This is a genomic window from Streptomyces sp. NPDC086766 (assembly GCF_044746005.1).
Lineage (GTDB): Bacteria > Actinomycetota > Actinomycetes > Streptomycetales > Streptomycetaceae > Streptomyces.
In genome coordinates this window covers 65,439-92,097 of the sequence record NZ_JBIVBI010000013.1, presented here as the reverse complement: position 1 = coordinate 92,097, position 26,659 = coordinate 65,439, and the positions used below count along the sequence as shown (strand labels likewise).

At 71.5% G+C, this 26,659-nt stretch carries 24 protein-coding genes, 1 tRNA gene and 1 riboswitch; of the genes, 17 read left to right on the top strand and 8 right to left on the bottom strand.

From position 1 onward, the window contains the following. Positions 1–42: 42 nt before the first annotated feature. The 8 genes from ACIPM1_RS23515 (at position 43) to ACIPM1_RS23480 (ending at position 9,319) form a co-directional block, all read left to right on the top strand. A complete protein-coding gene (locus tag ACIPM1_RS23515; RefSeq protein ID WP_402437640.1) occupies positions 43–1,089 on the top strand; it encodes a transglycosylase family protein in 1,047 nt (348 codons plus the stop codon). Between the two features lie 182 nt (positions 1,090–1,271). Beyond that, positions 1,272–1,438, top strand: a riboswitch (cyclic di-AMP (ydaO/yuaA leader). Positions 1,439–1,441: 3 nt separating this feature from the next. After that, positions 1,442–2,104 (top strand): transglycosylase family protein, encoded by a 663-nt coding sequence (locus ACIPM1_RS23510; protein ID WP_402437638.1) that lies wholly within the window; start codon positions 1,442–1,444, stop codon positions 2,102–2,104. A 319-nt stretch (positions 2,105–2,423) separates the two neighbouring features. Next, entirely contained in the window at positions 2,424–3,725 is a 1,302-nt protein-coding gene (eno, locus tag ACIPM1_RS23505) for a phosphopyruvate hydratase (protein WP_402437636.1), read from the top strand. A 213-nt stretch (positions 3,726–3,938) separates the two neighbouring features. Next, the gene (locus ACIPM1_RS23500; RefSeq protein ID WP_402437634.1) at positions 3,939–4,409 is read left to right on the top strand and encodes a septum formation initiator family protein; all 471 of its coding nucleotides are present in this window, start codon (positions 3,939–3,941) and stop codon (positions 4,407–4,409) included. 26 nt (positions 4,410–4,435) lie between these two features. Beyond that, positions 4,436–4,963, top strand: a complete 528-nt coding sequence (locus ACIPM1_RS23495) for a DUF501 domain-containing protein (RefSeq protein WP_356188646.1) — start codon at positions 4,436–4,438, stop codon at positions 4,961–4,963. Further along, positions 4,960–5,901, top strand: a complete 942-nt coding sequence (locus ACIPM1_RS23490) for an exopolyphosphatase (protein ID WP_402437632.1) — start codon at positions 4,960–4,962, stop codon at positions 5,899–5,901. The genes ACIPM1_RS23495 and ACIPM1_RS23490 overlap by 4 nt, the downstream gene beginning before the upstream one ends. A gap of 433 nt (positions 5,902–6,334) precedes the next feature. Further along, positions 6,335–7,738, top strand: coding sequence for an NAD(P)/FAD-dependent oxidoreductase (locus tag ACIPM1_RS23485; protein WP_402437630.1), 1,404 nt, complete (start codon positions 6,335–6,337; stop codon positions 7,736–7,738). 270 nt (positions 7,739–8,008) lie between these two features. Further along, entirely contained in the window at positions 8,009–9,319 is a 1,311-nt protein-coding gene (locus ACIPM1_RS23480; protein WP_402437628.1) for a class I SAM-dependent methyltransferase, read from the top strand. 73 nt (positions 9,320–9,392) lie between these two features. On the opposite strand, the gene ACIPM1_RS23475 is transcribed toward ACIPM1_RS23480, so the two are convergent. Then, positions 9,393–11,921, bottom strand: a complete 2,529-nt coding sequence (locus ACIPM1_RS23475; protein WP_402437626.1) for an ABC transporter permease — start codon at positions 11,919–11,921, stop codon at positions 9,393–9,395. 37 nt (positions 11,922–11,958) lie between these two features. Next, positions 11,959–12,759, bottom strand: coding sequence for an ABC transporter ATP-binding protein (locus ACIPM1_RS23470; protein ID WP_402437624.1), 801 nt, complete (start codon positions 12,757–12,759; stop codon positions 11,959–11,961). Positions 12,760–13,150: 391 nt separating this feature from the next. Between ACIPM1_RS23470 and ACIPM1_RS23465 the strand changes: the two genes are divergently transcribed. Next, positions 13,151–13,236: transfer RNA gene (locus ACIPM1_RS23465), tRNA-Leu, on the top strand. Positions 13,237–13,338: 102 nt separating this feature from the next. Here ACIPM1_RS23465 and ACIPM1_RS23460 read toward each other — a convergent pair. Continuing rightward, positions 13,339–13,599 (bottom strand): hypothetical protein, encoded by a 261-nt coding sequence (locus tag ACIPM1_RS23460; RefSeq protein ID WP_356188631.1) that lies wholly within the window; start codon positions 13,597–13,599, stop codon positions 13,339–13,341. Positions 13,600–13,762: 163 nt separating this feature from the next. Next, on the bottom strand, positions 13,763–14,155 hold the full coding sequence (locus tag ACIPM1_RS23455) for a helix-turn-helix domain-containing protein (RefSeq protein ID WP_402437621.1): 393 nt from the start codon (positions 14,153–14,155) through the stop codon (positions 13,763–13,765). Between the two features lie 240 nt (positions 14,156–14,395). Between ACIPM1_RS23455 and ACIPM1_RS23450 the strand changes: the two genes are divergently transcribed. The 6 genes from ACIPM1_RS23450 to ACIPM1_RS23425 all read left to right on the top strand — a co-directional run bounded on the left by ACIPM1_RS23450 (position 14,396) and on the right by ACIPM1_RS23425 (position 20,427). Further along, entirely contained in the window at positions 14,396–14,611 is a 216-nt protein-coding gene (locus ACIPM1_RS23450) for a hypothetical protein (protein WP_356188627.1), read from the top strand. A 47-nt stretch (positions 14,612–14,658) separates the two neighbouring features. Then, complete coding sequence (locus ACIPM1_RS23445) at positions 14,659–14,877, top strand: hypothetical protein (protein ID WP_356188625.1); 219 nt, start codon at positions 14,659–14,661, stop codon at positions 14,875–14,877. A 135-nt stretch (positions 14,878–15,012) separates the two neighbouring features. Next, positions 15,013–16,917 (top strand): hypothetical protein, encoded by a 1,905-nt coding sequence (locus ACIPM1_RS23440; RefSeq protein WP_402437619.1) that lies wholly within the window; start codon positions 15,013–15,015, stop codon positions 16,915–16,917. Between the two features lie 223 nt (positions 16,918–17,140). Further along, complete coding sequence (locus tag ACIPM1_RS23435) at positions 17,141–17,818, top strand: hypothetical protein (RefSeq protein ID WP_402437617.1); 678 nt, start codon at positions 17,141–17,143, stop codon at positions 17,816–17,818. 304 nt (positions 17,819–18,122) lie between these two features. Further along, positions 18,123–19,298, top strand: coding sequence for a 4-hydroxybenzoate 3-monooxygenase (locus ACIPM1_RS23430; protein WP_402437615.1), 1,176 nt, complete (start codon positions 18,123–18,125; stop codon positions 19,296–19,298). Between the two features lie 202 nt (positions 19,299–19,500). After that, positions 19,501–20,427 carry a Bax inhibitor-1/YccA family protein gene (locus ACIPM1_RS23425; protein WP_356188617.1) on the top strand — a complete coding sequence of 309 codons (927 nt, stop codon included), beginning with the start codon at positions 19,501–19,503 and terminating at the stop codon, positions 20,425–20,427. Between the two features lie 76 nt (positions 20,428–20,503). On the opposite strand, the gene ACIPM1_RS23420 is transcribed toward ACIPM1_RS23425, so the two are convergent. Next, entirely contained in the window at positions 20,504–20,731 is a 228-nt protein-coding gene (locus ACIPM1_RS23420; protein ID WP_276111179.1) for a DUF4287 domain-containing protein, read from the bottom strand. A 101-nt stretch (positions 20,732–20,832) separates the two neighbouring features. On the opposite strand from ACIPM1_RS23420, the gene ACIPM1_RS23415 reads away from it, so the two are divergent. Further along, complete coding sequence (locus tag ACIPM1_RS23415) at positions 20,833–21,144, top strand: hypothetical protein (RefSeq protein ID WP_356188615.1); 312 nt, start codon at positions 20,833–20,835, stop codon at positions 21,142–21,144. A 108-nt stretch (positions 21,145–21,252) separates the two neighbouring features. On the opposite strand, the gene ACIPM1_RS23410 is transcribed toward ACIPM1_RS23415, so the two are convergent. The 3 genes from ACIPM1_RS23410 to ACIPM1_RS23400 all read right to left on the bottom strand — a co-directional run bounded on the left by ACIPM1_RS23410 (position 21,253) and on the right by ACIPM1_RS23400 (position 24,724). Next, complete coding sequence (locus tag ACIPM1_RS23410) at positions 21,253–22,041, bottom strand: hypothetical protein (RefSeq protein WP_356188613.1); 789 nt, start codon at positions 22,039–22,041, stop codon at positions 21,253–21,255. A 295-nt stretch (positions 22,042–22,336) separates the two neighbouring features. Further along, on the bottom strand, positions 22,337–23,557 hold the full coding sequence (locus ACIPM1_RS23405; RefSeq protein ID WP_402437611.1) for an acetyl-CoA C-acetyltransferase: 1,221 nt from the start codon (positions 23,555–23,557) through the stop codon (positions 22,337–22,339). A gap of 138 nt (positions 23,558–23,695) precedes the next feature. Then, complete coding sequence (locus ACIPM1_RS23400) at positions 23,696–24,724, bottom strand: SGNH/GDSL hydrolase family protein (RefSeq protein ID WP_402437609.1); 1,029 nt, start codon at positions 24,722–24,724, stop codon at positions 23,696–23,698. A gap of 160 nt (positions 24,725–24,884) precedes the next feature. Here ACIPM1_RS23400 and ACIPM1_RS23395 point away from each other — a divergent pair, with 160 nt between their 5' ends. Then, positions 24,885–26,273 (top strand): cystathionine beta-synthase, encoded by a 1,389-nt coding sequence (locus ACIPM1_RS23395; RefSeq protein WP_402437607.1) that lies wholly within the window; start codon positions 24,885–24,887, stop codon positions 26,271–26,273. The last annotated feature ends 386 nt before the right edge of the window (positions 26,274–26,659 follow it).

Here is a 26,659-nt window from a genome sequence, read left to right as displayed (position 1 = left end):
TCCCGCCGCGCCGGTCACCGCTGTCACGCGAAAGGCTTCCGCATGCTCCCCGGCAACGGCCGTCACCGTCGCCCCCGCCAGGCCCCGGCCATCCTCGTCGCGGCCGGTGTGACCGGATCCGCCATCGCCCTTCCGCTGCTCGGCGCATCCGGCGCGAGCGCGGCCGACGGCACCACGTGGGACAAGGTGGCGGAGTGCGAGAGCGGCGGCTCCTGGAGCGCCGACAACGGCAACGGCTACTACGGCGGCCTGCAGTTGACCCAGGACGACTGGGAGAAGTACGGCGGTCTCTCCTTCGCGCCGAGCGCGGACCAGGCCAGCCGGTCCCAGCAGATATCCGTCGCCGAGAAGATCCTCGCCGACCGGGGTCCCGGCGCCTGGCCCACCTGCGGTCTGCTGTCCGGTCTCACCAAGGACTCCGGCGCGGCGAACGTCGACACCGGCCTGGGGGACGCCTTGTCCGGCTCGTCGGACTCCTCCGATTCGCCCGGTTCGGCCGACTCGGGGCTCTCCAATGCGGCGCCGGGCATCTCCCACTCGTCCGGTTCGTCCGGTTCTTCGCACGGCAAGTCCGGTTCGTCCGGTTCCTCCGACGAGTCCAGTGAGACGCCCTCGACTTCACCCTCGTCGCCCTCGCTGTCCGGCAAGAAGGGTGAATCGGGTAAGTCCGACACATCCGCCGATGCGGGCGCATCGCATGACTCCAGCAGCTCCCCCTCGGTGTCTCCCGAGGTGGACGATCCGGACAACTCTGCCCAGATCGGCGGTTCTTCCGCGCTGGTGGACACCGGCTCCATCGGCGGCGGCCGGCACCGCGGCGGCAGCGCGGCAGAGGGCCCGGCCGACGTCCGGGTCGACACCTCCTCCGGCCGGCACGCCTCGCGCGGCGACGCCGACGCGCGCGCCACGGTGGACGACTCCTACACCGTCCGCGCCGGGGACTCGCTCGCGTCCATCGCCGACTCCCTTGCGGTCGACGGCGGATGGCGATCGCTCTACGCGGCGAACAAGGATGCGATCGGTGTCGACCCGAATCACATTTTCGCCGGTCAGACCCTTGATCTCCCTACCGAAACCACCCAAAAGTAGGGGGAGTTCGGGACGCATTTATCACCTAATGTCCGATTAGGTGAAAGTGTGGGATGGGTCTCAGAAGCCCTGATCGCCTTTGAAATTCCCCGGATCGCGTGTCTACGGTCGTGTCCGCTCGTCACCACGAGCCCCGGCTGTCGCAACGCCGAATCCTGCCAGCGGCTGCCCGGGACCAGTCGTCGCGTCATGCGCCGTAGGCAGGAGCGGGGGACCCAAGGTAAGTGCCGTGTCCGGCGATTGAGCCGGACCGGCTAGGGGTGAAGCCGTGCGCCGCAAGGGGCACGGCCGGGCAACTCAACCGGCCCGAACCCGACAGCTCACCTCGCAGGCGTCGGTGAGGGGATCCACCATGCTGTTTTCGAGCACTGGCAAGCACCGTCGTCCGTCCAAGGCCACCCGCGCCATCGCCCTCGCCGGTGTCACCGGCGCCGCCGTCGCCGCCCCGCTGATGGCGACCGGCACGGCCTCCGCCGCCACCGCCTCCGAGTGGGACGCGGTCGCCCAGTGCGAGTCCGGCGGCAACTGGTCCATCAACACGGGCAACGGTTTCTACGGCGGTCTGCAGTTCACCAACTCCACCTGGGCCGCGTTCGGTGGCACCGCCTACGCCTCCCGCGCCGACCTGGCGAGCAAGTCGCAGCAGATCGCCGTCGCCGAGAAGGTCCTCGCGAGCCAGGGCAAGGGCGCCTGGCCGGTCTGCGGCAAGAACCTGTCCAGCACCCCGTACAGCGGTGGCACCTCGACGAAGAGCACCACCACCCGCTCCACCGAGAAGCAGGCCGCCAACCGCTCCGCGACGCGTCCGGCCCCCAAGAAGACCGTCACCACCCCGACCGGCAAGAAGGTCGCCAAGGGTGACGGCGAGTACAAGGTGGTCGCCGGCGACACCCTCAGCACCATCGCCCAGAAGCACAAGGTGCAGGGTGGCTGGAAGAAGCTGTTCGAGCTGAACAAGAACATCGTCCAGGACGCCAACCTGATCTACCCGGGCCAGCAGCTGCACCTGAAGTGACAGCGGCCCGGTAGCCGGACCACCGGCCCCTCCCGCGCGTGACCCCGGCCCCCTGGGGGTCACGCGAGGGGCCGCTCCCCGCCCTCACGGGCTCCCCGCCCCGGCGCGTGTCCCCCGTACGCGCCGGGGCGGGGCTTTTTTGTGTCTCCAAGTGGTCCCGGTTTCCCCGGGCCCCTTTGTTCCGCGCGTGAACAATGTGTACGGTCAGCCTGTCCACGGGACGGTCGGTCGGTCGGCCGGCGGCCCGTGGCGGTTAGGCTCTAGTCGCAAGGCACACCAGCCCCGCACAACCAGCGTCACATCCACGAAGGAGATGCTCGTGCCGTCCATCGACGTCGTCGTAGCCCGGGAAATCCTGGACTCCCGAGGCAACCCCACGGTCGAGGTCGAGGTCGGCCTCGACGACGGCAGCACGGGTCGTGCCGCCGTCCCGTCCGGCGCCTCCACCGGTGCCTTCGAGGCCATCGAGCTCCGCGACGGTGACCCGGGCCGCTACCAGGGCAAGGGTGTCGAGAAGGCCGTCCTCGCCGTCATCGAGCAGATCGGCCCGGAGCTGGTCGGCTACGACGCCACCGAGCAGCGCCTGATCGACCAGGCCATGTTCGACCTGGACGCCACCGACAACAAGGGCTCCCTCGGCGCCAACGCCATCCTCGGCGTCTCCCTCGCCGTCGCCCACGCCGCCTCCGAGGCGAGCGACCTCCCGCTCTTCCGCTACCTGGGCGGCCCGAACGCGCACCTGCTGCCGGTGCCGATGATGAACATCCTGAACGGCGGCTCGCACGCCGACTCCAACGTGGACATCCAGGAGTTCATGATCGCCCCGATCGGCGCGGAGTCCTTCTCCGAGGCCCTGCGCTGGGGCACCGAGGTCTACCACACCCTGAAGAAGGTCCTGAAGAGCAAGGGCCTGTCCACCGGCCTCGGCGACGAGGGCGGCTTCGCCCCCAACCTCGGCTCCAACCGCGAGGCCCTGGACCTCATCCTCGAGGCGATCAAGGAGGCCGGCTACACCCCCGGCGAGCAGATCGCCCTGGCGCTCGACGTCGCCGCGTCCGAGTTCTACAAGGACGGCTCCTACCTCTTCGAGGGCAAGACCCGCACGGCCGCCGAGATGACCGACTACTACGCCGAGCTCGTCGCCGCGTACCCGCTGGTCTCCATCGAGGACCCGCTGTTCGAGGACGACTGGGCGGGCTGGAAGACCATCACCGACCAGCTCGGCGACAAGGTCCAGCTCGTCGGCGACGACCTGTTCGTCACCAACCCCGAGCGCCTGGCGCGCGGCATCGAGGACGGCGCCGCCAACGCGCTGCTGGTCAAGGTCAACCAGATCGGCTCGCTGACCGAGACCCTCGACGCGGTCGAGCTGGCCCAGCGCAACGGCTTCAAGTGCATGATGTCCCACCGCTCCGGCGAGACCGAGGACGTCACCATCGCCGACCTGGCCGTCGCCACCAACTGCGGCCAGATCAAGACCGGCGCCCCGGCCCGCTCCGAGCGCGTCGCCAAGTACAACCAGCTGCTGCGCATCGAGGAGATCCTCGACGACGCCGCGGTGTACGCCGGCCGCAGCGCGTTCCCGCGCTTCAAGGGGAACGTCGCGGTCTCCAAGGTCTGACCCCGTGCCCGCCCGGGGCCAACCCCGGGTGAGGCCTGGCCAGTCGCACGTACGTCCCCGTACTCGGTCCCGTACCGTGTCCGGGGACGTACGCGTGTGTGCCGACCCACGGGAGGCGGGGACGATGGCTGTACTGCGCTGTCCCGGGGGACGATCCCCGGACCCCCGGCAGGAGGCAGAGGTGACCGGCGTAGTGAGTCGAGGTGGGAGGCCGTGACCGACCGGGACCGGTTCTCCACCGCGACCAGGCTCAGGCTGCTCGGCGAGCAGACCGCGGCCCGCGTCTACCGCTCCCAGACCCGGCGGCAGGCCCGCCGCTCCCGGCTCACCGGGCGCGCGGCGCTGCTCGCGCTCGTGGTCTGCTCGCTGGTGGTCGCCCTGGCGTACCCGATGCGCCAGTACGTCTCCCAGCGCGCCGAGATCGACGCGCTCCGGCAGCAGAAGCGGCAGGCCCAGGAACGGGTGAAGCAGCTGCGCGACCTCAAGGCACGCTGGCAGGACGACGCGTACGCCCGGCAGCAGATCCGGCTGCGGCTGCACTACGTGCTGCCCGGCGAGACCGGTTTCGTGGTCGTCGACCCGGGCCGGGCCCGGCAGTCGCGCTTCGACCTGGCGGCGGCCCGCCGCCCCTGGTACGTGAACGTCTGGGACGGAGTCGACAAGTCCGACGCCTCCGACCAGTGAACGGACCGACGCACAGAAAGCAAGGCATGGAAACGCCACCGCCCACGACCCCGCGCACCGAGCCCACCGACGCGGACGTCGAGGCCTTCAAGCAGCAGCTCGGGCGCCCGCCGCGCGGGCTGCGCGCGATCGCCCACCGCTGCCCCTGCGGGCAGCCGGACGTCGTCGAGACGGCCCCGCGGCTGCCCGACGGCACCCCCTTCCCCACGCTGTACTACCTGACGTGCCCCAAGGCGGCCTCCGCGATCGGCACCCTGGAGGCCAACGGCGTGATGAAGGAGATGACGGAGCGGCTGGGGACCGACCCCGAGCTCGCCGCCGCCTACCGCGCCGCGCACGAGGACTACATCCGGCGCCGGGACGAGATCGAGGAGCTGACGGGCTTCCCGAGCGCCGGCGGGATGCCGGACCGGGTCAAGTGCCTGCACGTCCTGGTCGCCCACTCGCTGGCCGCCGGGCCGGGCGTCAACCCGCTCGGCGACGAGGCGCTCGCGATGCTGCCCGAGTGGTGGGCGAAGGGCGCCTGCGTGACGGTGCCGGAGGAGGACCGGTGACCCGGGTCGCCGCCGTCGACTGCGGTACGAACTCCATCCGGCTGCTCGTCGCCGACGCGAACCCCGGGACCGGCGAACTCGTCGAACTGGACCGGCGCATGACCATCGTGCGGCTCGGCCAGGGCGTCGACCGCACCGGGCGGCTCGCCCCCGAGGCGCTGGAGCGGACCTTCGCGGCCTGCCGGGAGTACGCCGAGGTCATCAAGGAGCACGGCGCCGAGCGGCTGCGCTTCGTGGCCACCTCCGCCTCCCGGGACGCGGAGAACCGGGACGAGTTCGTGCGCGGGGTGCTGGACATCCTCGGCGTCGAGCCCGAGGTCATCTCCGGCGAGCAGGAGGCGGAGTTCTCCTTCACCGGCGCCACGAAGGAGCTGACCGGACGCGCGGACCTGGCCAGGCCCTTCCTGGTCGTGGACATCGGCGGCGGCTCCACGGAGTTCGTCGTCGGCGACGACCACGTGCGTGCGGCACGCTCCGTCGACGTCGGCTGCGTCCGGATGACGGAGCGTCACCTGGTGCGGGACGGGGTCGTCGCCGACCCGCCCACCGAGGAGCGGATCGCCGCGATAAGGGCGGACGTCGAGGCGGCCCTCGACCTCGCCGAGCGGACGGTGCCGCTGCGCGAGGCGCGCACGCTGGTGGGCCTGGCCGGGTCGGTGACGACGGTGTCGGCGATCGCGCAGGACCTGCCCGCCTACGACTCCGCCGCCATCCACCACTCCCGCGTCTCGCACGACCGCGTCCGCGAGATCACCGAGCGGCTGCTGCACTCCACCCACGCCGAGCGCGCGGCGATCCCGTCCATGCACCCGGGCCGGGTCGACGTGATCGGCGCGGGCGCGCTGGTCCTGCTGGCGATCATGGAGCGGATCGGCGCCGAGGAGGTCGTCGTCAGCGAGCACGACATCCTCGACGGCATCGCGTGGTCGGTGGCCTAGGTCTCCTTTGCTACCGATCAGTAGCCTCGGCTGAGCAGGACCGTATAACGTATGAGCGCGTCCGAGGGGTCCTCGCGCACCCCTCGGCGACGCTCCGTCGGAAAAGTTCGTGAAGTTCTTCACAAGGATTTCGGGACCGCCAGGGGCCGAAAGGCCCTCCGTTGGTCCTTTCGGGTCATCGACGGGCCCTGAGGGCCGCTCGGTGGAGCGCAGCGCGGGCGTTCCGCAACGGTGCGGCGGAGGTCCGGTCCGGGGCTCCGGAAGGGCCTGACGAGCAGCTCACACGGCATGGGCAACGGGCCGTGAGGTGCGGGGAGTTCCCTCCGCCGAGATGACCTGCGTCACGCGGGTCGCGGAGTTTAACACAGGGTCTGCCGGAGCTTGTGAAGGGGCGCACGAGCGACCCCCCTGGGACGGGTGGATACTCGATGCCATGAGCACCACGGAGCGTCCCAGGATCCTCGTAGTAGGCGGTGGGTACGTAGGCCTGTACGCAGCTCGGCGCATCCTCAAGAAGATGCGCTACGGAGAGGCGACCGTCACGGTCGTCGACCCCCGGTCGTACATGACCTACCAGCCCTTCCTCCCCGAAGCCGCCGCCGGCAGCATCTCCCCGCGTCACGTCGTCGTCCCGCTGCGACGCGTGCTCCCCAAGGCGGAGGTCCTCACCGGCCGGGTCACCACCATCGACCAGGACCGCAAGGTCGCCACGATCGCCCCGCTGGTCGGCGAGGCGTACGAGCTGCCCTTCGACTACCTGGTCATCGCGATGGGCGCGGTCTCCCGCACCTTCCCGATCCCCGGCCTCGCCGAGCAGGGCATCGGCATGAAGGGCATCGAGGAGTCCATCGGCCTGCGCAACCACGTCCTCGAGCAGCTCGACAAGGCCGACTCCACGACCGACGAGGAGATCCGCCGCAAGGCGCTCACCTTCGTCTTCATCGGCGGCGGCTTCGCCGGCGCCGAGACCATCGGCGAGGTCGAGGACATGGCCCGGGACGCGGCCAAGTACTACACCAACGTGTCCCGTGAGGACATGCGCTTCATCCTCGTCGACGCCGCCGACAAGATCCTCCCCGAGGTCGGCCCGAAGCTCGGCCAGTACGGCAAGGAGCACCTCGAGGGCCGCGGTGTCGAGGTCTACCTGTCCACCTCCATGGACTCCTGCGTCGACGGCCACGTCGTGCTGAAGAACGGCCTCGAGGTCGACTCCAACACCATCGTCTGGACGGCCGGCGTCAAGCCGAACCCGGTGCTGTCCCGCTTCGGCCTCCCGCTCGGCCCGCGCGGCCACGTCGACTGCGCGCCCACCCTCCAGGTGCAGGGCACGGACTACATCTGGGCCGCCGGCGACAACGCCCAGGTGCCCGACCTCGCCGCCCGCAAGGCCGGTGTGGAGAACGCCTGGTGCCCGCCGAACGCCCAGCACGCGCTGCGCCAGGCCAGGGTCCTCGGCGACAACGTGGTCTCCGGTATGCGGGGCTTCCCGCAGAAGGAGTACAGCCACGCCAACAAGGGCGCGGTGGCGGGCCTCGGTCTGCACAAGGGCGTCGCGATGATCGTCATGGGCAAGATGAAGATCAAGCTCAAGGGCCGTCTCGCCTGGTACATGCACCGCGGCTACCACGGTCTGGCCATGCCGACCTGGAACCGCAAGATCCGCGTCTTCGCGGACTGGACGCTCGCCATGTTCCTCAAGCGCGAGGTCGTCTCCCTCGGCGCCATGGAGAACCCGCGCGAGGAGTTCTACGAGGCCGCCAAGCCGGCTCCGGCTCCGGCCGTGAAGGCGGGGGCCCCGGCCGCCGCCAAGACCGGGGAGAAGGCCAAGGCCTCCTGACCTCCGGTCACCCGACACCCCGAAGGGGGCCGCCCGCCATCCGTGGTGCGGGCGGCCCCCTTCGCCGTACGCGGACGGCAGGTCCCGGCCACTGCATCCGGGGGACACCGGGGCGCGGCGGCGGGCGGGAGGGGCGGGTGTGCGCGAGGGTTTGCGCAGACGTAACGCGCGTGGGGGACTGCATTGTCGCCCCACAGGTGTTTACGTGATGAGGAACATCCCGGATCAGATGAGGAACTTCCCGGATCACTCGTCACGGAGGTGTGCGCCATGGCCGATGCCGCGCCGCGGCTGCAGAGTCTGCTGGAACAGTTGCTGGGGGTACCGCTGCCGGTGCGTGTCCGCGCCTGGGACGGTTCGCAGGCCGGGCCGCCGAACGCGCCGACGCTCGTCGTCCGCAATCGCCGGGCCCTGCGCCGGCTGCTGTGGAAGCCGGGCGAACTGGGTCTCGCCCGCGCCTGGGTCGCCGGCGACCTGGAGATCGAGGGGGATCTGTACGCCGCGCTCGAACTGCTCTCGGGGCTCGTCTGGGAGCGTGACGACGACGCCCGGACCCTGACCGAGGCGCTGCGCGACCCCGAGGTGCGGGCCGCCGTCCGCGGCCTGGTCCGGCTCGGTGGCCTCCCGCTGCCGCCCGCCCCGCCCCCCGAGGAGGTCCGCGGCCGCCGCGGCGTCCGGCACACCCGGCGCAGCGACAAGCGGGCGATCAGCCACCACTACGACGTGGGCAACGACTTCTACGAACTCGTCCTCGGCCCCTCGATGGTGTACTCCTGCGCCTACTGGCGGGCCCCGGAACCCGACGGCACCCTCGAAGAGGCCCAGCGCGACAAGCTCGAACTCATCAGCCGCAAGCTGGATCTGACCGCAGGTCAGCGGCTGCTCGACGTGGGCTGCGGCTGGGGCTCCATGGCGATCCACGCGGCCCGCGAGCACGGAGCGCGCGTCGTCGGCGTCACCCTGTCCCAGGAGCAGGCGGCATACGCCCGCAAACGCGTCGCCGACGAGGGGCTGACCGACCGGGTGGAGATCCGCGTCCAGGACTACCGGGACGTCGACGACGGCCCCTTCGACGCCATCTCGTCCATCGGCATGGCCGAACACGTCGGCGCGGACCGCTACCTGGAGTACGCCACCGTCCTGCACGCCCTGCTCAGGCCCGGCGGCCGGCTGCTCAACCACCAGATCGCCCGCCGCCCGCAGCGCGACGAGACGGCGTACCAGGTGGACGCGTTCATCGACGCCTACGTCTTCCCGGACGGCGAACTCGCCCCGGTCGGCACCACGGTGACCCAGCTGGAACGCGCCGGGTTCGAGGTGCGGGACGTGGAGGCGATCCGGGAGCACTACGCGCTCACCCTGCGCCGCTGGGTCGCCAACCTGGAGGCGCACTGGCCCCGCGCCGCCCAGCTCGCCGGCCCCGGCCGCGCCCGGGTCTGGCGCCTGTACATGGCCGCCTCCGCCCTCGCCTTCGAGCGCAACCGCATCGGCGTCAACCAGGTGCTGGCGGTGCGGAGCACCGAGTCGGGCGTGTCGGGTCTGCCGCTGCGCGCCCGTACCTGGGTGACGCGTCAGCGATAGAACCCCGGCACGCGAGAGGGGCCCCGTTCCCGGGAGGAACGGGGCCCCTCTCGCGCGCACCGCGGCCCGGACGCTACTCGGACTTGATCGCCTCAAGCGTGTTCAGCCGGGCCGCCCGCCGGGCCGGCCAGAGCGCGGCCAGGACGCCGACCGCCGCCGCCAGCAGCAGGAAGAGCGCCATCCGCGCCCAGGGCAGGACCAGTTCGTAGGTCGCCATCCTCGTGCCGAGCAGCTCGCCGGCCGCCCAGCCGAAGAACACGCCCAGGCCGATGCCGAGCACCCCGCCGAACAGGGAGATCACCAGCGACTCCAGCCGGACCATCCGCTTGACGCCCGTGCGGTCCAGGCCGATCGCGCGGAGCATCCCGATCTCCTGCGAGCGCTCGAACACCGACATCGCCAGGGTGTTGACGACCCCGAGGACCGCCACGATCACCGCCATGGCCAGCAGGCCGTAGAGCATGTTCAGCATCAGCGTGAACATCTTCGCGATGTCGTCGGAGAGGTCCCGCTTGCTCTGGACCTTGACGGCCGGGTTGGAGCCGAGCGCCCTGACCAGCCGGTCCTTGGTGGCGGCGGACGCGCCGTCGACCGTCCTGACCAGGACCCGCATGTCGGCCGGGTCGCTCTGGTGCGGGGCGAGGGCGGCGTTGTCGAGCATGATGCCGCGGATCATGTCGTTGCCCTCGTAGACCCCGGCGACCGTCAGGCGCTGCCTGCGGCCGTCCTCGTAGGCGACCGTGAAGCCCGAACCGGCCCTCCAGCCGTGCGACGTGGCCGTGTCGTGGTCCACGACGACCCGGGTGCCGGCGATCGTGAAGGAGCCGTCCTCGACCTTCAGGTCGGTCAGCTCGCCGAACGCGCGGCCGTCGACACCGGTCAGGTACTCGGTGCGGCCGTCGATGCGGGAGGGCGCGTTGCGCATCGGGCTGGTCGCCTTCACGCCCTCGGTGGCGCGCAGCGTGCGGTCCACACCGGGGGAGAGCGGGTTGCCGTTCGCCATCGACACCACGTAGTCGGCCCGGATCGCGGCGGACGCCATCTTGTCGATCGACGTCTGCAGGCTGCCCGCCATGACCGTCATGCCGGTGATCAGGGTCAGGCCGATCATCAGCGCGGACGCCGTTGCCGCGGTACGGCGCGGGTTGCGCACCGCGTTCTGCCGGGCCAGCTTGCCGGAGACCCCGAAGCCGCGCAGCAGCGGGGCCGCGGCCGCGATCAGCGGACGGGACAGCAGCGGAGTCAGCACGAACACGCCGATGATCAGCAGCACCGCGCCGAGCCCCATGGGAGCCTGCCCGTCGGTGCCGTCCATCGTCGTGGCCGCCAGGACGACGGCGACGCCCGCGGCGGCGAACAGCGCGCCCAGCGTGTTGCGCAGCACCAGCGACTTGGCCGTCGCCGTGGCGTGCACGCTGCTCATCGCCGCGACCGGCGGGATCTTCGCGGCCCGGCGACCGGGCAGCCAGGCGGCCAGCATGGTGACCAGGACACCGACCGCGAGGGCGGCGCCGGCCGTGCCGGGCGTGACGACCAGCGGCCCGTCGGGGACGGTCGCCCCCAGGGTGCCCATGAGGGACCTGAGCCCGGCGCCGATGCCGACGCCCGCGACCAGCCCGGTCACCGCGGCCACCGCGCCCACCACGAACGCCTCGATCAGCACCGAGCGGGTGACCTGCCGGCGGGAGGCGCCGACCGCGCGCAGCAGCGCGAGCTCCTTCGTGCGCTGCGCGACCAGCATGGTGAAGGTGTTGGCGATGATGAACGTGCCCACGAAGAGCGCGATCCCGGCGAAGACCAGCAGGCCCTGGCGCAGCCCGTTCATCGAGGCGGAGATCGCCCGCGCCTGGTCCTCGGCGAGGCGCGCGCCGGTCGTGGTCTCGGCCGCCCCCTTCGGCAGCACCCGGTCGAGCTGTGCCTTCAGGGCCCCCTGACTGGTACCGGACTTGGCCCGTACGTCGATCTCGTCGTACGTGCCCGGCTTGCCGAACAGCCGCTGGGCGGTCGCGGTGTCGAAGAGGGCGAGGCTGCCGCCGGCCGCGACGTTGCCGTCGTCGGTGGTGAAGATGCCGCTGATCGTCGGGGTCAGCACCGGGCCGTCGACCGACAGGCGCACGGTGTCGCCGACCCGGTAGCCGGCCCGCCGCGCGGTCTCGGAGTCGATGGCGACCTGGTCGCGGCCGTGCGGGGCGGCGCCGCTCCTGAGCGGGTACCGGGGGTCGTCGGTGCCCCAGAAGTTGCCGCCCTGCGACTGGAAGCCGCCGCCGATCAGTTCGCCGTGCTTGTCGGCGAGCGCCGTGAAGCCGCCGACGACACCGACGGCGGAGGCGGCGCCCGGCACGCGGGCGCTGCGGTCCAGCAGGGCCCGGGTCAGCTCGGGCGCCTTTCCGAGCCGGTCGCCCTCGCTCTCCCGGTACGCGGGCCGTACGGCCACGTCGACCTGGCCGAAGCCCTTGGCGGAGCTCTTCCGGTAGGCGTCGGAGAGGGTGTTGGTGAAGACCAGGGTCCCCGACACGAAGGCGACGCCGAGCATCACGGCGAGCACGGTCATGAGGAGCCGGCCCTTGTGCGCGCTGACATTGCGCAAGGCGGTGCGGAACATGGGATGTCTCAGTCCAGGGGTACGGGGTCGGCGGTGATCAGCGGGTGCGGCCCTCGGCGTCCGGCGCGGGAGCCTCAGGGTTTCCCCCGGGCAGGTGCCGCATCCGGTCGAGGACCGCCTGCGCGGTCGGCTCGTGCACCTCGTCCACGATCCGGCCGTCGGCGAGGAACACCACCCGGTCCGCGTACGCCGCCGCCACCGGGTCGTGGGTCACCATCACCACCGTCTGGCCCAGCTCCCGTACGGAGTTGCGCAGGAAGCCGAGCACCTCGGCACCCGAGCGCGAGTCCAGGTTCCCGGTGGGCTCGTCACCGAAGACGATGTCGGGCCGGGACGCCAGCGCGCGGGCGACGGCGACGCGCTGCTGCTGGCCGCCGGACAGCTGCGCGGGCCGGTGTCCGAGCCGGTCGGACAGCCCCACCATCCGGATCACCGTGTCCAGCCACTCCCGGTCCGGCCTGCGGCCCGCGATGTCCATCGGGAGGGTGATGTTCTCCAGGGCGTTCAGCGTCGGCAGCAGGTTGAACGCCTGGAAGATGAAGCCGATCTTGTCCCGGCGCAGCCTGGTCAGCTGCTTGTCCTTCAGCGAGCCCAGCTCCGTCTCGCCGATGCGCACCGAGCCGGAGGAGAAGGTGTCCAGACCGGCCACGCAGTGCATCAGCGTGGACTTGCCCGAGCCGGACGGACCCATGATCGCGGTGAACTCGGCCTGCCGGAAGTCGACGGAGACCCGGTCGAGGGCGACCACCTGGGTCTCGCCCTGTCCGTAGATCTTCGACAGATCCGTGGCGCGCGAGGCCACGGCGGTGGTCGGGCCGGCGATGGAGGAGGTGGTCACGGGTGGGCGCTCCTGACGGGACGACGGTGTGCGAAGGGACGTCCTCCATCGTGTCCGCCGATCGCGCCGGTGTAGTCAGCCGCTGCTCCGGTTCCGGAGGGCGACCGGGGACGGACCGGAACCGTACGCGTCATACCTGGGGATGACGGCCGTCCCTGAGGAGGCCGTCGTCAGGAACAGGTGGAGCGTCCTTGTTCGGAGGGTGAAATTCCGTCATTTCGCATGCGCGACGGCCGGCTCCACGGAAGCCTCTTGGCAAGTGCTGATGGCCTGTTCCACTTGCTGATGCTCCCTCAGACATCAATAAAATAAGACAACATCGGGTTGCCTCCCCACTGTGCGCGGGGGGTGCCCCGATAGGCTCGGGATCTCGATGCGGAGCCCATGGCCTGCCCGGATGGTGGAATGCAGACACGGCGAGCTTAAACCTCGCTGCCCCTCGCGGGCGTACCGGTTCAAGTCCGGTTCCGGGCACCATCGACCGCGCGGCGCCACCGTTCCCCGCGGCGGCGCGCGCGTGTTTCCCCCCTGTGTCCACCCCCTGTCTTCACCCTTCGAAAGCCTGTGCCCCGGGTGGGGTCAGCCTTCGTAGACGGTGAGTACGAGACCGCCTCTCTCGATGCGGCGGCCCGCTCGCATTCCATTGCGGCGCAGGGTCTGCAGGCACTGGTGGAACAGGACCAGTTCGTCCGCATCCAGGATGGCGGCGGCCAGGTCCAGGAGCTCGGCGATCGCCTCGTCGGTGAGTACCTCGGGCAGCTCGCCGGACAGCAGGACGACCGATTCTCCGGCGGGGCCACGGACCACGGCCGTGGTCGGGCCGCCATGCACGAACAACACACTTCCCCCCTGGGAGCCCGGGTCGTGCGGCTCTCGCGTCTCGGGCAAGCGAGAGACTAGCGGCGGATCTTGCCGGTTTTCGGGTGCTCTGAATTCTTTTTCCGAGTTGGCGGCGAAACGGTCGTCCGATGTCGTCGGACGGCCGGTCCGGTCCAAGGCGCGCTCACTTCTCCCGCGCGGAGCGGTCGAGCAGGGACTCCACCAGGGCGGCGACATGGCGGCGGTCGTCGGCCGACAGCTGCTGGACGCTGGCGATGAGCAGGTCCACGTCGGGGTCGGTGGGGCGGGGGGCCCCGCCGCCGGCGCCCGTGGCGGGGCCGTAGACGTGGATGCCGCAGGCCTCGGCGGCGGTGCGGCGCACGATGTCCAGGGGCAGTTCCAGCCCCTTGGCCAGCCCCTCCAGCGTGGTCGGCTGGGGCATGCGGACCACGCGGTCGGAGGTCGCCAGGTGGTGGACGGTGGAGCGGGGGATGCCGCCGCGCCGCGCCACATCGCCGTAGGACCAGCCCTTGCGGTCGAGGCGCTCACGGATCAACTGCTGCAGTGCGTTGGCCACTGACCGTCACTTCCTGCTCGCCGCCTGGCGGAACTCACGGAAATCCTCCATGTGCCGCCTGATTCTACGGGCGCACGCGCGCGTCGCCGAGAGGCGATTCCCCGAACGGGTTGCGCGAAACGCCCCCGACGCCCTAGTGTCCAATCTCGTTGGACAGCACGTCCGACCAAGTTGGACAGAGTCCGGGGGGAACCTGACTCGGTCCGACCGGAAATGTCTATCCCTGAGGGGGAATTGATCATGATGGACGCCCACGAGCTCGAGGCCGAGTCCGCGGAGCTGCTGCCGGGCCGCGAGGCCCTGGGTCGCCTGAAGTTCAGCTTCAACAAGACGGTGAACGTCACCAAGCACGTCGCCAACATCTCCGCCCACAACCAGTCCGCCGCCCTGAACGACCACTCCGCGTGGTCCGTGGCCGACTCCGGTGCCGGCCAGAGCATCAACGTCACCCAGTAACGCTCCCCATCCGATCCGACCCTGAAGACACAGAAAGGACATCCATCATGAGCATGGACATGCACGACCTCGAGGCCGAGTCCGCGGAGCTGCTGCCGGGCCGTGAGGCCCTGGGCCGCCTGAAGTTCAGCTTCGGCAAGACGGTGAACGTCACCAAGCACGTCGCCAACATCTCCGCCCACAACGAGTCCGCGGCGCTCAACGACCACTCGTCGTGGTCGGTCGCCCAGTCGCAGGCCGTCCAGAGCATCAACGTCACGCAGTAACGCACGCAGGCGCGGCCACGCGCCGCGACGACGGCCACGGGGGCGGACCGCGCGGGGGGTACGGCGCGGTCCGCCCCCGGAGTCGAACCGGGGGAGAGCGGGGAGGACGGGGGAGGACGTGGGGGGAGACCACACATGACGGTGCTCGGAGAGGGGGCGCCGACGCTGCACGACACGGGCCCGGTGCCCGGTCCCGGCGGCTGGCCGGTGACGTACGAGCAGGTGACGACGGGCAAGCTGCCCGTCGTGGAGCAGGCGCCGCTGGTCCCGCGGCTGAGCGCGGGGCTCCAGCTGCACGGCGAGTACCAGGGGTCGGGCTTCACCGACCCCAAGTACATCGCCCGTCGGGGGGACGGGCAGGTCGTGCAGCTCTCGCGGCTGCTGTATCTCGTGGCGTCGTCCATCGACGGCGTGCGGGACGTCGAGACCATCGCCCACCGGGTCAGCGCGCGCTTCGGCCGTGAGGTCAGCGGCGAGAACGTGCGCTTCCTGGTGGAGGAGAAGCTCGAACCGCTCGGTGTGACCGTCCCCGACGGCCAGGAGGGCGAGGAGGTCGACGCGCCGAGGTCGGACCTGCTGCTCGCCCTCAAGGGCCACCGGGTGATCTTCAACGAGCGCCGCACGGCGAAGATCGCCCGGATGTTCGCCTGGCTGCACCGGCGGGTCGTGGTCGCCGTGGTGCTGGCCGCGGCGGTCGTCATGGACGTCTGGCTGTTCGGCTTCTTCGGGGCGATCGAGCCGGTGCTGGAGGTCCTGGACCAGCCGGTGCTCATCCTCCTCGTCTTCGTCCTCACCGTGGCCTCACTCGTCTTCCACGAGTTCGGCCACGCCTCCGCCTGCCGGTACGGCGGCGCCCGCCCCGGGTGCATCGGCTGCGGGCTCTTCCTCATCTGGCCGTCGATGTACACCGACGTCACCGACGTCTACCGGATCGGACGCGGCGGCCGGCTGCGCACCGACCTGGGCGGGGTGTACTTCAACGTCGTCTTCATGCTGGCCATGGCCGGGGCGTACTTCGCCACCGGTGCGCAGTTCTTCCTGGCGGCGGTCTATCTCGGGCACTTCGAGATCCTGGAGCAGCTGATGCCGGCCGTCCGGCTGGACGGCTACTACATCCTGGGCGACCTGGCCGGCGTGCCGGACCTGTACGGCAAGATCAAACCGATCCTGCTGAGCCTGGTCCCCGGGGCGAAGGGCCGGGCCGCCCGCAAGGAGGTCGCCGGGCTGAAGAAGTCGGCCCGGACCATCGTCGCCACCTGGGTGCTGACGATGGTGCCGCTCCTGCTCGGCGAGCTCGGGTACGCGCTGTGGAACCTGCCGCGGATCATCGCCACGATGATCCGGTCGCTGACCGAGCAACTGGTCGGCACCGGTTCGGCGTTCGCGGACGGGCAGGTCGTCGAGGGCCTGGTCGGGGTGATCGGCTGCGTCATGCTGCTGTGCCCCATGGCGGGTGTCGTCTATCTGTCCGTCAAGCTGACCGGGCGTCTCTTCCGGGCCGCGAAGCGGTCCACGGCGGGCCGTCCGGTGCTGCGCGTGACCGTGTGCGCGCTGACGCTGGCCGCGCTGACCGGGCTGAGCTACGCGTGGGTGTCCGGGATGACCCCGAAGCCGCTGCCGAAGAGGCCGCCGATCGCGCCGATCCTGCAGCCGGGGGTGTCGACGCAGTCACCGCAGCCGCGGGAGGCGTCCACGCCGGACGGACCCGCCTCCGGCACCCCGTCCGGCGGTGCCTCCGCGCAGCCGTCCGGCACGGCGGGGGCCGGGTCCGCGGGCCCGGACGGCAGCCCGCCGGTGGACGCCACGGGCAGCGCGCCGGCGTCGGCCGGCGCCTCGGCGACCGCGTCGGGACCGGCGGGCGCCTCGCAGAAGGCGGTGCCGACCAGCGGCGGGAGCGTCGAGGGGCCGTTGCCGTCGGCGTCCGCCGGGGGCGGGTCGCCGGAGCCCACGCCGACGCCCTCGGAGAGCCTGCCGGCGTCGCCCCCGCCCAGCCCCTCCCCGCCGCCGGTCAGTGAGTCACCCAGCCCGGTGCCGTCCTAGCGCGGCGAAACCCGGCTCGCCCCGAAGCGCGGCACCCGGCGTCGTCCCGGGAGGCGGAACGCGTACGGGCCCGCCTCCGCCCGCGCCCCCCGGTGCCGCCCCGGGGCGGCGCCGAAGCCGCCGCGGCACCGGGGACGGCGCCCCGGTGGCGCGCCGGGCCGCCGCGGCACCGGGGACGGCGCCCCGGCCCGCGGCTCACGAACCATCTACCGCAGGAGATCCCATGAGCAGTCATCGCAAACCACGTCCCACCAGCAACAACTTCACCCAGCGCGCCGTCCGCGCGGGCCTGCTCGCCGCCGGAGTCGCCGGCGTGGCCACCGCCGTACCGGCCCAGGCGGCCACCGCCGCGCCGCAGCACGCGGCGGTCGCCTCCGACTACGTGTTCAGCCACGCGGACCGGGCGCACCACACGCAGGCCAAGGACTCCTTCACCATCCGCCAGTACGGCGACGTGAACGCCGCCGGGGTGCGCAACCAGGCCAACGCCGTCTCCGCGGGCTGCTCCGCCGACGACGAGTGCCGGTCGGTGGCGCTGTCCTTCCAGATCGTCACCTTCGCGGGGGCACGCACCCACCTGAACGCCGTGAACCTCAGCGACGCGGCGAACAAGAAGTGCACGGGCTGCCAGACCCTGGCCGGCGCCTACCAGTTCGTCGTCTCCACGCCCACCCCGATCACCTTCGACGGCGACACCCGGCGGCAGCTCGACGACATCCACCGCCGCCTCGACGGGCTGACCCGCTCCTCGCTCCCCGCCACCGAGCTGAAGTCGCGGGTCGACGGTCTCGCCGCCGAGGTGAGCAGCGTCCTGCACGACGCGGTGGCGCGCGCCCCGAAGGGCGAGGCGCAGCCCTCCGTGACCCTGCACCGTCACCTGGACGGCTGGCCGGGCCACTGAGCCGCGGGGTACGCCGCCACCACTGCCGCGGCGTACCCCGCTCCCCGGCCGACCGCCGTGTCCGCGACCTGATCGCGCGGGCACGGCGGTCGGTTGCGTGCGTGCGGGGCCGCGGACCCACGGACGCGGACCCATTGACATCGGGTGGGGCCGGGCGGAAACTCAGGCGAGGCGCGACTAGGTGAAAGAAAGTTCACCACGCGAACAGTTTGCCGTGTCTCTCGGTCTCTCACCGCTCCCGACGGCCCGGAAGGGCCGGGAACGCCCCTCCCAGGCAACGACGCCCACCCGAAGGGAACGACCGATGCGCACCACCGTCGGCATCATCGGAGCCGGCCCGGCCGGCCTGCTCCTGGCCCGGCTGCTCCACAACGCCGGTATCGACTCGGTCGTCCTGGAGAGCCGCGACCGCGCCTACGTCGAGCACCGGCAGCGGGCCGGAATCCTGGAACAGGGGACCGTGGACGTGCTGCGCGCGGCCGGCGCCGGGGAGCGGATGGACCGCGAGGGGCTGCGGCACGACGGGATCGAGCTGCGGTTCGCCAGGACGCGGCACCGGGTCGACTTCCCCGCCCTCACCGGCGGGCGGTCCGTGATGGTGTACGCGCAGACCGAGGTCTGCAAGGACCTCATCGCGCTCCAGCTCGAGGAGGGCGGCCCGCTGCTGTTCGGGGCGGAGGCGCTCGCGGTGGAGGGCGCGGAGGACGACCGCCCGCGCGTGCCGTTCCGGTACGGGGGACGCGAGGACGTCCTGGAGTGCGACTACGTCGTCGGGTGCGACGGCTTCTGGGGCGTGGCGCGCAAGGCGGTGCCCGCCGCGCTCTCCCGGGTCTTCGAGCGGATGTACCCCTTCGCCTGGCTCGGCGTCCTCGCCGAGGTGCCCCCCTCGCACGACGAGCTGGTCTACGCTCGCCACGACCGCGGCTTCGCCCTGCTCTCCATGCGCTCCCCGACCGTCTCGCGCCTCTACCTCCAGGTGCCCGCCGGCACCGACGCGCAGGAGTGGGGCGACGAGGAGATCTGGGACGAGCTCGCACGCCGGTTCGAGACCGCCGACGACTGGACCCTCGGGCGCGGGCCCATCACCCAGAAGTCGGTGACCCCGATGCGCTCCTTCGTCCACGAGCCCATGCGGCACGGGCGGCTCTTCCTCGCCGGGGACGCCGCGCACATCGTGCCGCCCACCGGGGCCAAGGGGCTCAACCTCGCCGTCGGGGACGTCGTCACCTTCGCGCGGGCGCTGACGCACGAGCGCCGGACGGGCTCCGCCGAGCTGCTCGACGCCTACTCGGCGACCTGTTTGCGCCGGATCTGGCAGGCCGAGCGGTTCAGCTACGACATGACGACCATGCTGCACCGGGCGCCGGACGCCACCGGCTTCGACGACCGCCTCCAGCTGGCCCGGCTGCGGCGGATCGCGTCCGGGCGGGCGGCCGAGACCGACCTCGCCGAGGCGTACACCGGCTTCTCCCTCGACTGACCGGGCCGATGATCTCCGGCTGATTCCGGCCATGTCGCAGGTTGGTCATGAATGGGGCCCTCCGTGGCCGGGAATCACCTGCCCGCGTAGCGTGTTCGCCAGCAGGACGAGGGAAAGATCCTTCGCAGGTATTAGGATCCATCCTTTGCCGTTCCATTACTCTTAAGGCCAAGGCCGCGCAGCGCGGCCATGGAGGAGTGAGATGAGGAGCAGAAACCCGGTCTTCTCGCGACGGGGGTTCAGCCGCGACAACGGCTACGCGGGCTTCAACACCGCGCCGCAGGCCGGGGGCCCCGCTGTCGGCACGCAGGGCAATCCGTACGCGCAGGGCAACCCCTACGCCCAGCCGAGCGGCGCCCCCTACGCGCAGAACCCTTACGCCCAGAACCCGTACGCCCAGCAGGACCTGCAGTACGGCGCTCCGCCGCAGGCCCCGGCCACCACCGGCCGGATGACGATGGACGACGTCGTCCTGCGCACCGCGTCCACGCTCGGCACGCTGATCGTCACCGCCGCGCTCGCCTGGGCGCTGCTGCCGGTCGATGTGGCCCACATCAACCGGTCCTACGGCATCGGCATCGGCGCCGCGCTGATCGGCATGGTGCTGGCCTTCGTGCAGTCCTTCAAGCGCAAGGCCTCGCCCGCGCTGATCCTGACGTACGCGGCGTTCGAGGGCGTGTTCCTCGGCGTCGTCTCCAACATCGTCGACACGCACATCGCGAGCGGCGCGGCCATGCAGGCCGTGATCGGCACCATGGCGGTCTTCGCCGGTGTGCTGGTGGCGTACAAGGCGGGCTGGATCCGCGTCAACCGCCGGTTCTACGGCTTCGTGATGGCGGCCGCGCTCGGCTTCGTGCTGCTGATGATGGTGAACATGCTGTTCGCCGTCTTCGGCGGCGGTGACGGCCTCGGCTTCCGCAGCGGCCCGCTGGGCATCTTCTTCGGCGTCGTCGGCATCCTCCTCGGTGCCTGCTTCCTCGCCCTGGACTTCAAGCAGGTCGAGGACGGCATCGCCTACGGCGCGCCGCGCGAGGAGGCCTGGCTCGCGGCCTTCGGCCTCACGCTGACGCTGGTGTGGATCTACATGGAGTTCCTGCGGATCATCGCGATCCTCAACCAGAACGACTAGCCGCACCGCGAGCACCCGCACCGCGACGGACAGCGCAAGGGCCCCGGGATCTCCCGGGGCCCTTGCGCGTGCGCGCCTAGAGCAGTTTGCGCGCGGCCCTCCTCAGGTCGTACTCGTGGATGAGCGCCTTGGCGTGGCCGTACGCGAGGTCGTGTTCGTGGCGGAGCCAGCTGACCTTCTCCTCGAAGCGGAGAGCGGGGCCTTCTTCGACGGTGCGCAGCCAGTCGGAGACTTCACGACCGGTGCAGTGGGGGATGCGGGCGAGCAGGTTGCGATGGGTCTCCTCGGAGAAGACTTGGGACATCGGCGCCTCCGGACGCGTTCGACGAAGCCGGTCCTTCAGGTCACCGTGCCTGAGCGTTCGCGTATTGGCAACAGTCCTGCTGCGACGCGTAGTCTCGCGGCGTGGTTGACACGACATCACTGACCCGGGCAGTGGATCATTTCGCCGACCGTCTTCGGGCCGCGCCGCAGAGCCGGCTGCAGCGCAGCGGGGCGGCGGAGGCGCTGGCGCTGGCCAGGGAAATGGCGCGGCGGGCGCAGGAACGCGAGGAGCCCGGCCGCGAACCGCGCGAGATGCCCGACGCCGGGATGTTCGCGGCCGCCGACCAGCTGACCGTGGCCGGACACGACCTTGCCCTCGTCCTCAGGGACGAGGCCGAGGTGGAGGAAGCGGTGCGCCTGGTGGAGGAGGCGCAGAAGCGCGCCGGAGTGTGAGCCGCGGGAGCGCGCCGAGCGGCTGGAGCGCCACGAGCCTGAGCTCCCGGAGTGCCGGGAGTACCAGGAGCGCGGGGGGCGTCTGGGCGTGCGCGCCCGGACGGCGGGCTACAGCGACGCGATGACCCGGTCCGCCAGGATGTAGACGTTCTCCTCGCCGCACGCGAAGGTGAGGGTGTACGCGCCGGAGACGCCGGAGCCGCCGAGGAGCACCGGAGCCCGGCCCGCGCGCAGCGCGGTGGACAGGCGTTCGGCCGTCTCCCGGTGGCCCGGGGTCATGCACAGGGTCGTCCCGTCCGCGAACACGTAGACGTCGAGGGTGCCCAGCGGGCCCGGCCGCACGTCGGCCAGCTCCACGCCCGAGTCGGCCAGCTCCTCCAGCGTGGCGACCGTGCGCTCGTGGTCGTTGACCACCGGCGACGGGGACGGGGTGAAGTCGGGGTGCGAGGGGTGCCGGCGGCGGGCCGCGGCCAGCTCCGGCGACTCCCCGGCGAACTCGTCCGCGTCCGGGCCGGTCTCGGTCATCGCCTCCAGCGGCTCCAGACCCGCGAAATCGGTCTGGCGCGGCAGGAACAGCTCGCTGTCGGGCAGGCCGAGCAGCGTCGGCGCGTCACCCCCGTCGCGGGCCTCCTGGGCGGCCCAGAACGCACGGGCCTCGGCCAGTTCCCGCTCCCGCTCCTCGGCGAGCGCCTGGGCGACCGCGGCGCGTATCTGCTCCGTCTCCGCGGTGCGGGCGGCGGGCAGCAGGGCGCGCGTGGCGGCGGCCTGGCTCTCGGCGAGCTGGGTGTGCAGAGCGGCGACCTGGCGGCGCAGCACCAGAAGGGTGCGCAGGACCGCGACGCCCACGGCGCCGGTGGCGGCCGTGGTGAGCAACAAGGCGATCGGCATGGCGCTCACTGACGTACTCCCGGGTTCAAGGTCGACCCCCGACTTCCTACATCAGCTTGAAGGGCGGACTAACCAGCTGTCAGTGCGTAACGTCACGAAACGGACAGGAATGCTGCCCCGGTTTCCCTGGCGAAACACCGCTGACCTGCGTGAATCCCCTCCCTGGGGGAGATAGGTCACATCCTGGGGGAGATTCGATCACAAAACGGCCCGGAAGCCAGGTGTTTCTTGGATTCCGGGCCGTTCGCTCACTATGGGTGCTACGGCGGCCACCGACGGTCTCTCGACGGCCCCCGGCGGAGGGTCAGCTGAGGCGCTCGACGACCATCGCCATGCCCTGGCCGCCGCCGACGCACATCGTCTCCAGGCCGAACTGCTTGTCGTGGAACTGGAGCGAGTTGATCAGCGTGCCGGTGATGCGGGCGCCGGTCATGCCGAAGGGGTGGCCGACGGCGATGGCGCCGCCGTTGACGTTCACCTTGTCGAGGTCGATGCCGAGGTCGCGGTAGGAGGGGATCACCTGCGCGGCGAAGGCCTCGTTGATCTCGACCAGGTCGATGTCGTCGACGGTGAGGCCGGCGCGGCGCAGCGCCTGCTGCGAGGCCTCCACCGGACCGAGGCCCATGATCTCCGGGGACAGGCCGGAGACGCCGGTGGAGACGATGCGGGCGAGCGGCGTGAGGCCGAGCTCGCGGGCCTTGGTGTCGGACATGATCACGACCGCCGCGGCGCCGTCGTTCAGCGGGCAGCAGTTGCCGGCGGTGACCAGGCCGTCGGGGCGGAAGACCGGCTTGAGGCCGGAGACGCCCTCCAGGGTGACGCCGGCGCGCGGGCCGTCGTCCTTGGAGACGACGGTGCCGTCCGGGAGGGTCACCGGCGTGATCTCGCGCTCCCAGAAGCCGTTCTTGATGGCCTCCTCGGCGAGGTTCTGCGAGCGGACGCCGAACTCGTCCATGTCCTGGCGGGTGACGCCCTTCCAGCGGGCCAGGTTCTCGGCGGTCTGGCCCATCGCGATGTAGGCGTCCGGGATCAGGCCGTCCTCGCGCGGGTCGTGCCAGGTGGTGCCCTCCTGCGCCGCCACCGCGGCGGTGCGGGCCTCGGCCTCGGCGAAGAGCGGGTTGTGCGTGTCCGGCAGGCTGTCGGAATTGCCCTTGGTGAAACGGGAGACCATCTCGACGCCGGCCGAGATGAAGACGTCGCCCTCGCCGGCCTTGATGGCGTGCAGGGCCATGCGGGAGGTCTGCAGCGAGGAGGAGCAGTACCGGGTGATGGTGCAGCCGGGGAGGTGGTCCATGCCCATCTGCACGGCGACGATCCGGCCGAGGTTGTTGCCCTGCTCGCCGCCGGGCAGGCCGCAGCCGAGCATCAGGTCGTCGATGTCCCTCGGGTCCAGCTCGGGGACCTTGGCGAGGGCCGCCTGGATGATCGTGGCGGTCAGGTCGTCCGGGCGCAGGTCCTTGAGGGAGCCCTTGAAAGCGCGGCCGATGGGGGAGCGGGCGGTCGAGACGATGACGGCTTCGGGCATCACGGCTCCAGTGGCTTGCATACGGGGATGGGCAGGGCTGGTTGGGAAGTTACCCGTACGTATGGTCGAGGTCACGGGAACGGCGATGTGACCCTGGCCGCAATTTTCTAAGCGCTTGCTTTTCTCCTGGGGTCCGGGTCAGGTCGGGGTCTCGATCGGAGCCGGGGCCGCCTCCGGCACCCGGCGGCGGCGACGGCGCTTGAGCAGGGCCCACGGTCCCCTGGGCCCCGTCGGCATCGCCGCGGTGACCTCCGTACCGGCCTCCGACGCCGCCTCGGCCGCGGCGCGGGCCACCGGCAGGAAGCCCTCGTGCCGGAACGCGTCCGGGCGCTCCTCCTCCGCCGGCCACAGCCCCAGCGCGGCGCAGACCGTCGGCAGGACCGCCATCGCGGCGGTGGCGTAGCCCTCGGCCGAGGGGTGGTAGCTGTCGGGGCCGAACAGCTCCCGCGGGTTCGCCGCGAACTCCGGGCCCAGCAGATCGCCCAGCGACACGGTGCGGCCCCCCTGCTCGACCACGCCGATCGTCTGCGCCGCCGCGAGCTGGCGCGAGGCCCGGCGGGCCAGCCAGCGCAGCGGCTGCTGGACCGGCTCGATCGTGCCGAGGTCGGGGCAGGTGCCGACCACCACCTCCGCGCCGGCCGTGCGCAGCCGGCGGACCGCCGCCGACAGATGGCGCACCGAGCGGGTCGGGGGCATCCGGTGCGTCACGTCGTTCGCGCCGACCATGATCACGCAGATGTCCGGCACCCGGGCCGGGTCGGCGAGGACCAGCGCCACCTGGCGGTCCAGGTCGTCCGACTGGGCGCCCGGAAGGGCCACGTTGCGCAGCTCCACCGTCCGCTCCGCCACCGCCGCGAGCCCCGACGCCAGCAGCGCGCCCGGCGTCTGACCGGCCCGGTGGACGCCCTGCCCCGCGGCCGTGGAGTCGCCCAGCAGCACCAGCCGCAGGGGCTGCTCGCCCGGGATGTCGTAGCCGCTGCCGTACCGCCCGTCGGCGACCGGCAGACGGCCGTCCGTCGTGCCGTTGGCCACCTGGCGTCTGGCCAGCTGCACCTCGGCCAGCAGCAGCCCCACGGCGGCCGCGCCGACCAGACCGATCCCCCCGCCCCCGTACGCCGCGCCGGCCGCGATCCGCCGGGCCACTCTCGCCCTCGACATGCCCGTCATGCCTCGCCGCCACCTCCTCTCAGCCGTACACCCACTCCTTGCCCCGTACGGACCGTCGCCCAATCTCGACGGCGAGTGAAGGCCCGTCGTCCGGCCCCTTGCTGGCCTTAGGCTGGCTGGACCACTACGACCACATCTTTTGCAGCAACCGGAGACAACGGTGCAATTCCACGACTCGATGATCAGCCTCGTCGGCAACACCCCGCTGGTGAGGCTCAACAACGTCACCAAGGGCATCCGGGCCACCGTCCTGGCCAAGGTGGAGTACTTCAACCCGGGCGGCTCCGTGAAGGACCGCATCGCCCTGCGCATGATCGAGGCGGCCGAGCAGAGCGGGGAGCTCAAGCCCGGCGGGACGATCGTCGAGCCGACCAGCGGCAACACCGGCGTGGGACTCGCCATCGTGGCCCAGCAGAAGGGCTACAAGTGCATCTTCGTGTGCCCGGACAAGGTCTCCACGGACAAGATCAACGTGCTGCGCGCGTACGGGGCGGAAGTGGTGGTGTGCCCGACGGCCGTGGACCCGGAGCACCCGGACTCCTACTACAACGTCTCCGACCGGCTGGTCCGTGAGACGCCGGGCGCGTGGAAGCCCGACCAGTACTCCAACCCGAACAACCCCCTGTCGCACTACCACTCCACCGGCCCCGAGCTGTGGGAGCAGACGGAGGGGAAGATCACCCACTTCGTGGCGGGCGTCGGCACCGGCGGCACCATCTCCGGCACCGGCCGCTACCTGAAGGACGCCAGCGACGGCAGGGTGAAGGTCATCGGCGCCGACCCGGAGGGCTCGGTCTACTCCGGCGGCTCCGGTCGGCCGTACCTGATCGAGGGCGTCGGCGAGGACTTCTGGCCGACCGCCTACGACCGCACGGTCGCCGACGAGATCGTCGCCGTGTCCGACAAGGACGCCTTCCAGATGACCCGGCGGCTGGCCAAGGAGGAGGGCCTGCTGGTCGGCGGCTCCTGCGGCATGGCCGTCGTCGCCGCGCTGCGGGTCGCCGAGCGCCTCGGCCCGGACGACGTCGTGGTGGTGCTGCTGCCCGACAGCGGCCGCGGCTACCTCAGCAAGATCTTCAACGACGAGTGGATGGCCGACTACGGCTTCCTGGAGGACGAGGGCCCGAGCGCCCGCGTCGGCGACGTGCTCAGGGACAAGGAGGGCGCCATCCCCTCCCTCGTCCACATGCACCCGGACGAGACCGTCGGCCAGGCCATCGAGGTGCTGCGCGAGTACGGCGTCTCGCAGATGCCGATCGTGAAGCCGGGCGCCGGCCACCCGGACGTCATGGCCGCGGAGGTCGTGGGGTCCGTGGTGGAGCGGGAGCTGCTCGACGCGCTGTTCACCCAGCGCGCCTCGCTGGAGGACCCGCTGGAGAAGCACATGTCGGCGCCGCTGCCGCAGGTCGGCTCGGGCGAGCCGGTCGCGGACCTGATGTCGGTGCTCGGCTCGGCGGACGCGGCGATCGTGCTGGTCGAGGGCAAGCCGACCGGTGTGGTCAGCCGGCAGGACCTGCTGGCCTTCCTGGCCAAGGGCGGGGTGCGGTAGCGAACGTCCGGTGACCGGGCGTGGCCGCGGGGAACATGCGGTGACCCGCGGCTGAGGGCGAGGCGCCGAAGTGGTACGAGGGCGTCACGTTCACGCAGCACCCGCTTAACACGCGTCCGGCACATTGGTGGGTGTCGGAGGGGGTGGTGAGGCACCTCCCAGGCGTCAAGCCCTGGGGGAGGCTCCCCGCCCCGATCGACGTCGAACGGCGCCAAGGACCTCCGGAGCGGCTCCCGGACCTCCACGGACGCCATGGACGCGCACGCCCGGTCCTGACCCGGCCCGCGTCCCTCGCGGGGACCGCCGTCGTCCCGCCCCCCGGCAACGGGGGTGCGGCGGTCCCCGCGCACGACGTCCCTCGCGCTTCCGGGTTCCGGCCGGGTCTC

Coding starts and splice junctions, on each gene's coding strand:
- ACIPM1_RS23515 (WP_402437640.1), top strand. CDS start 43: ATGCTCCCCGGCAACGGCCGTCACCGTCGCCCCCGCCAGGCCCCGGCC.
- ACIPM1_RS23510 (WP_402437638.1), top strand. CDS start 1,442: ATGCTGTTTTCGAGCACTGGCAAGCACCGTCGTCCGTCCAAGGCCACC.
- ACIPM1_RS23495 (WP_356188646.1), top strand. CDS start 4,436: ATGGAAACGCCACCGCCCACGACCCCGCGCACCGAGCCCACCGACGCG.
- ACIPM1_RS23485 (WP_402437630.1), top strand. CDS start 6,335: ATGAGCACCACGGAGCGTCCCAGGATCCTCGTAGTAGGCGGTGGGTAC.
- ACIPM1_RS23480 (WP_402437628.1), top strand. CDS start 8,009: ATGGCCGATGCCGCGCCGCGGCTGCAGAGTCTGCTGGAACAGTTGCTG.
- ACIPM1_RS23475 (WP_402437626.1), bottom strand. CDS start 11,921: ATGTTCCGCACCGCCTTGCGCAATGTCAGCGCGCACAAGGGCCGGCTC.
- ACIPM1_RS23450 (WP_356188627.1), top strand. CDS start 14,396: ATGATGGACGCCCACGAGCTCGAGGCCGAGTCCGCGGAGCTGCTGCCG.
- ACIPM1_RS23445 (WP_356188625.1), top strand. CDS start 14,659: ATGAGCATGGACATGCACGACCTCGAGGCCGAGTCCGCGGAGCTGCTG.
- ACIPM1_RS23440 (WP_402437619.1), top strand. CDS start 15,013: ATGACGGTGCTCGGAGAGGGGGCGCCGACGCTGCACGACACGGGCCCG.
- ACIPM1_RS23435 (WP_402437617.1), top strand. CDS start 17,141: ATGAGCAGTCATCGCAAACCACGTCCCACCAGCAACAACTTCACCCAG.
- ACIPM1_RS23430 (WP_402437615.1), top strand. CDS start 18,123: ATGCGCACCACCGTCGGCATCATCGGAGCCGGCCCGGCCGGCCTGCTC.
- ACIPM1_RS23425 (WP_356188617.1), top strand. CDS start 19,501: ATGAGGAGCAGAAACCCGGTCTTCTCGCGACGGGGGTTCAGCCGCGAC.
- ACIPM1_RS23420 (WP_276111179.1), bottom strand. CDS start 20,731: ATGTCCCAAGTCTTCTCCGAGGAGACCCATCGCAACCTGCTCGCCCGC.
- ACIPM1_RS23405 (WP_402437611.1), bottom strand. CDS start 23,557: ATGCCCGAAGCCGTCATCGTCTCGACCGCCCGCTCCCCCATCGGCCGC.
- ACIPM1_RS23400 (WP_402437609.1), bottom strand. CDS start 24,724: ATGACGGGCATGTCGAGGGCGAGAGTGGCCCGGCGGATCGCGGCCGGC.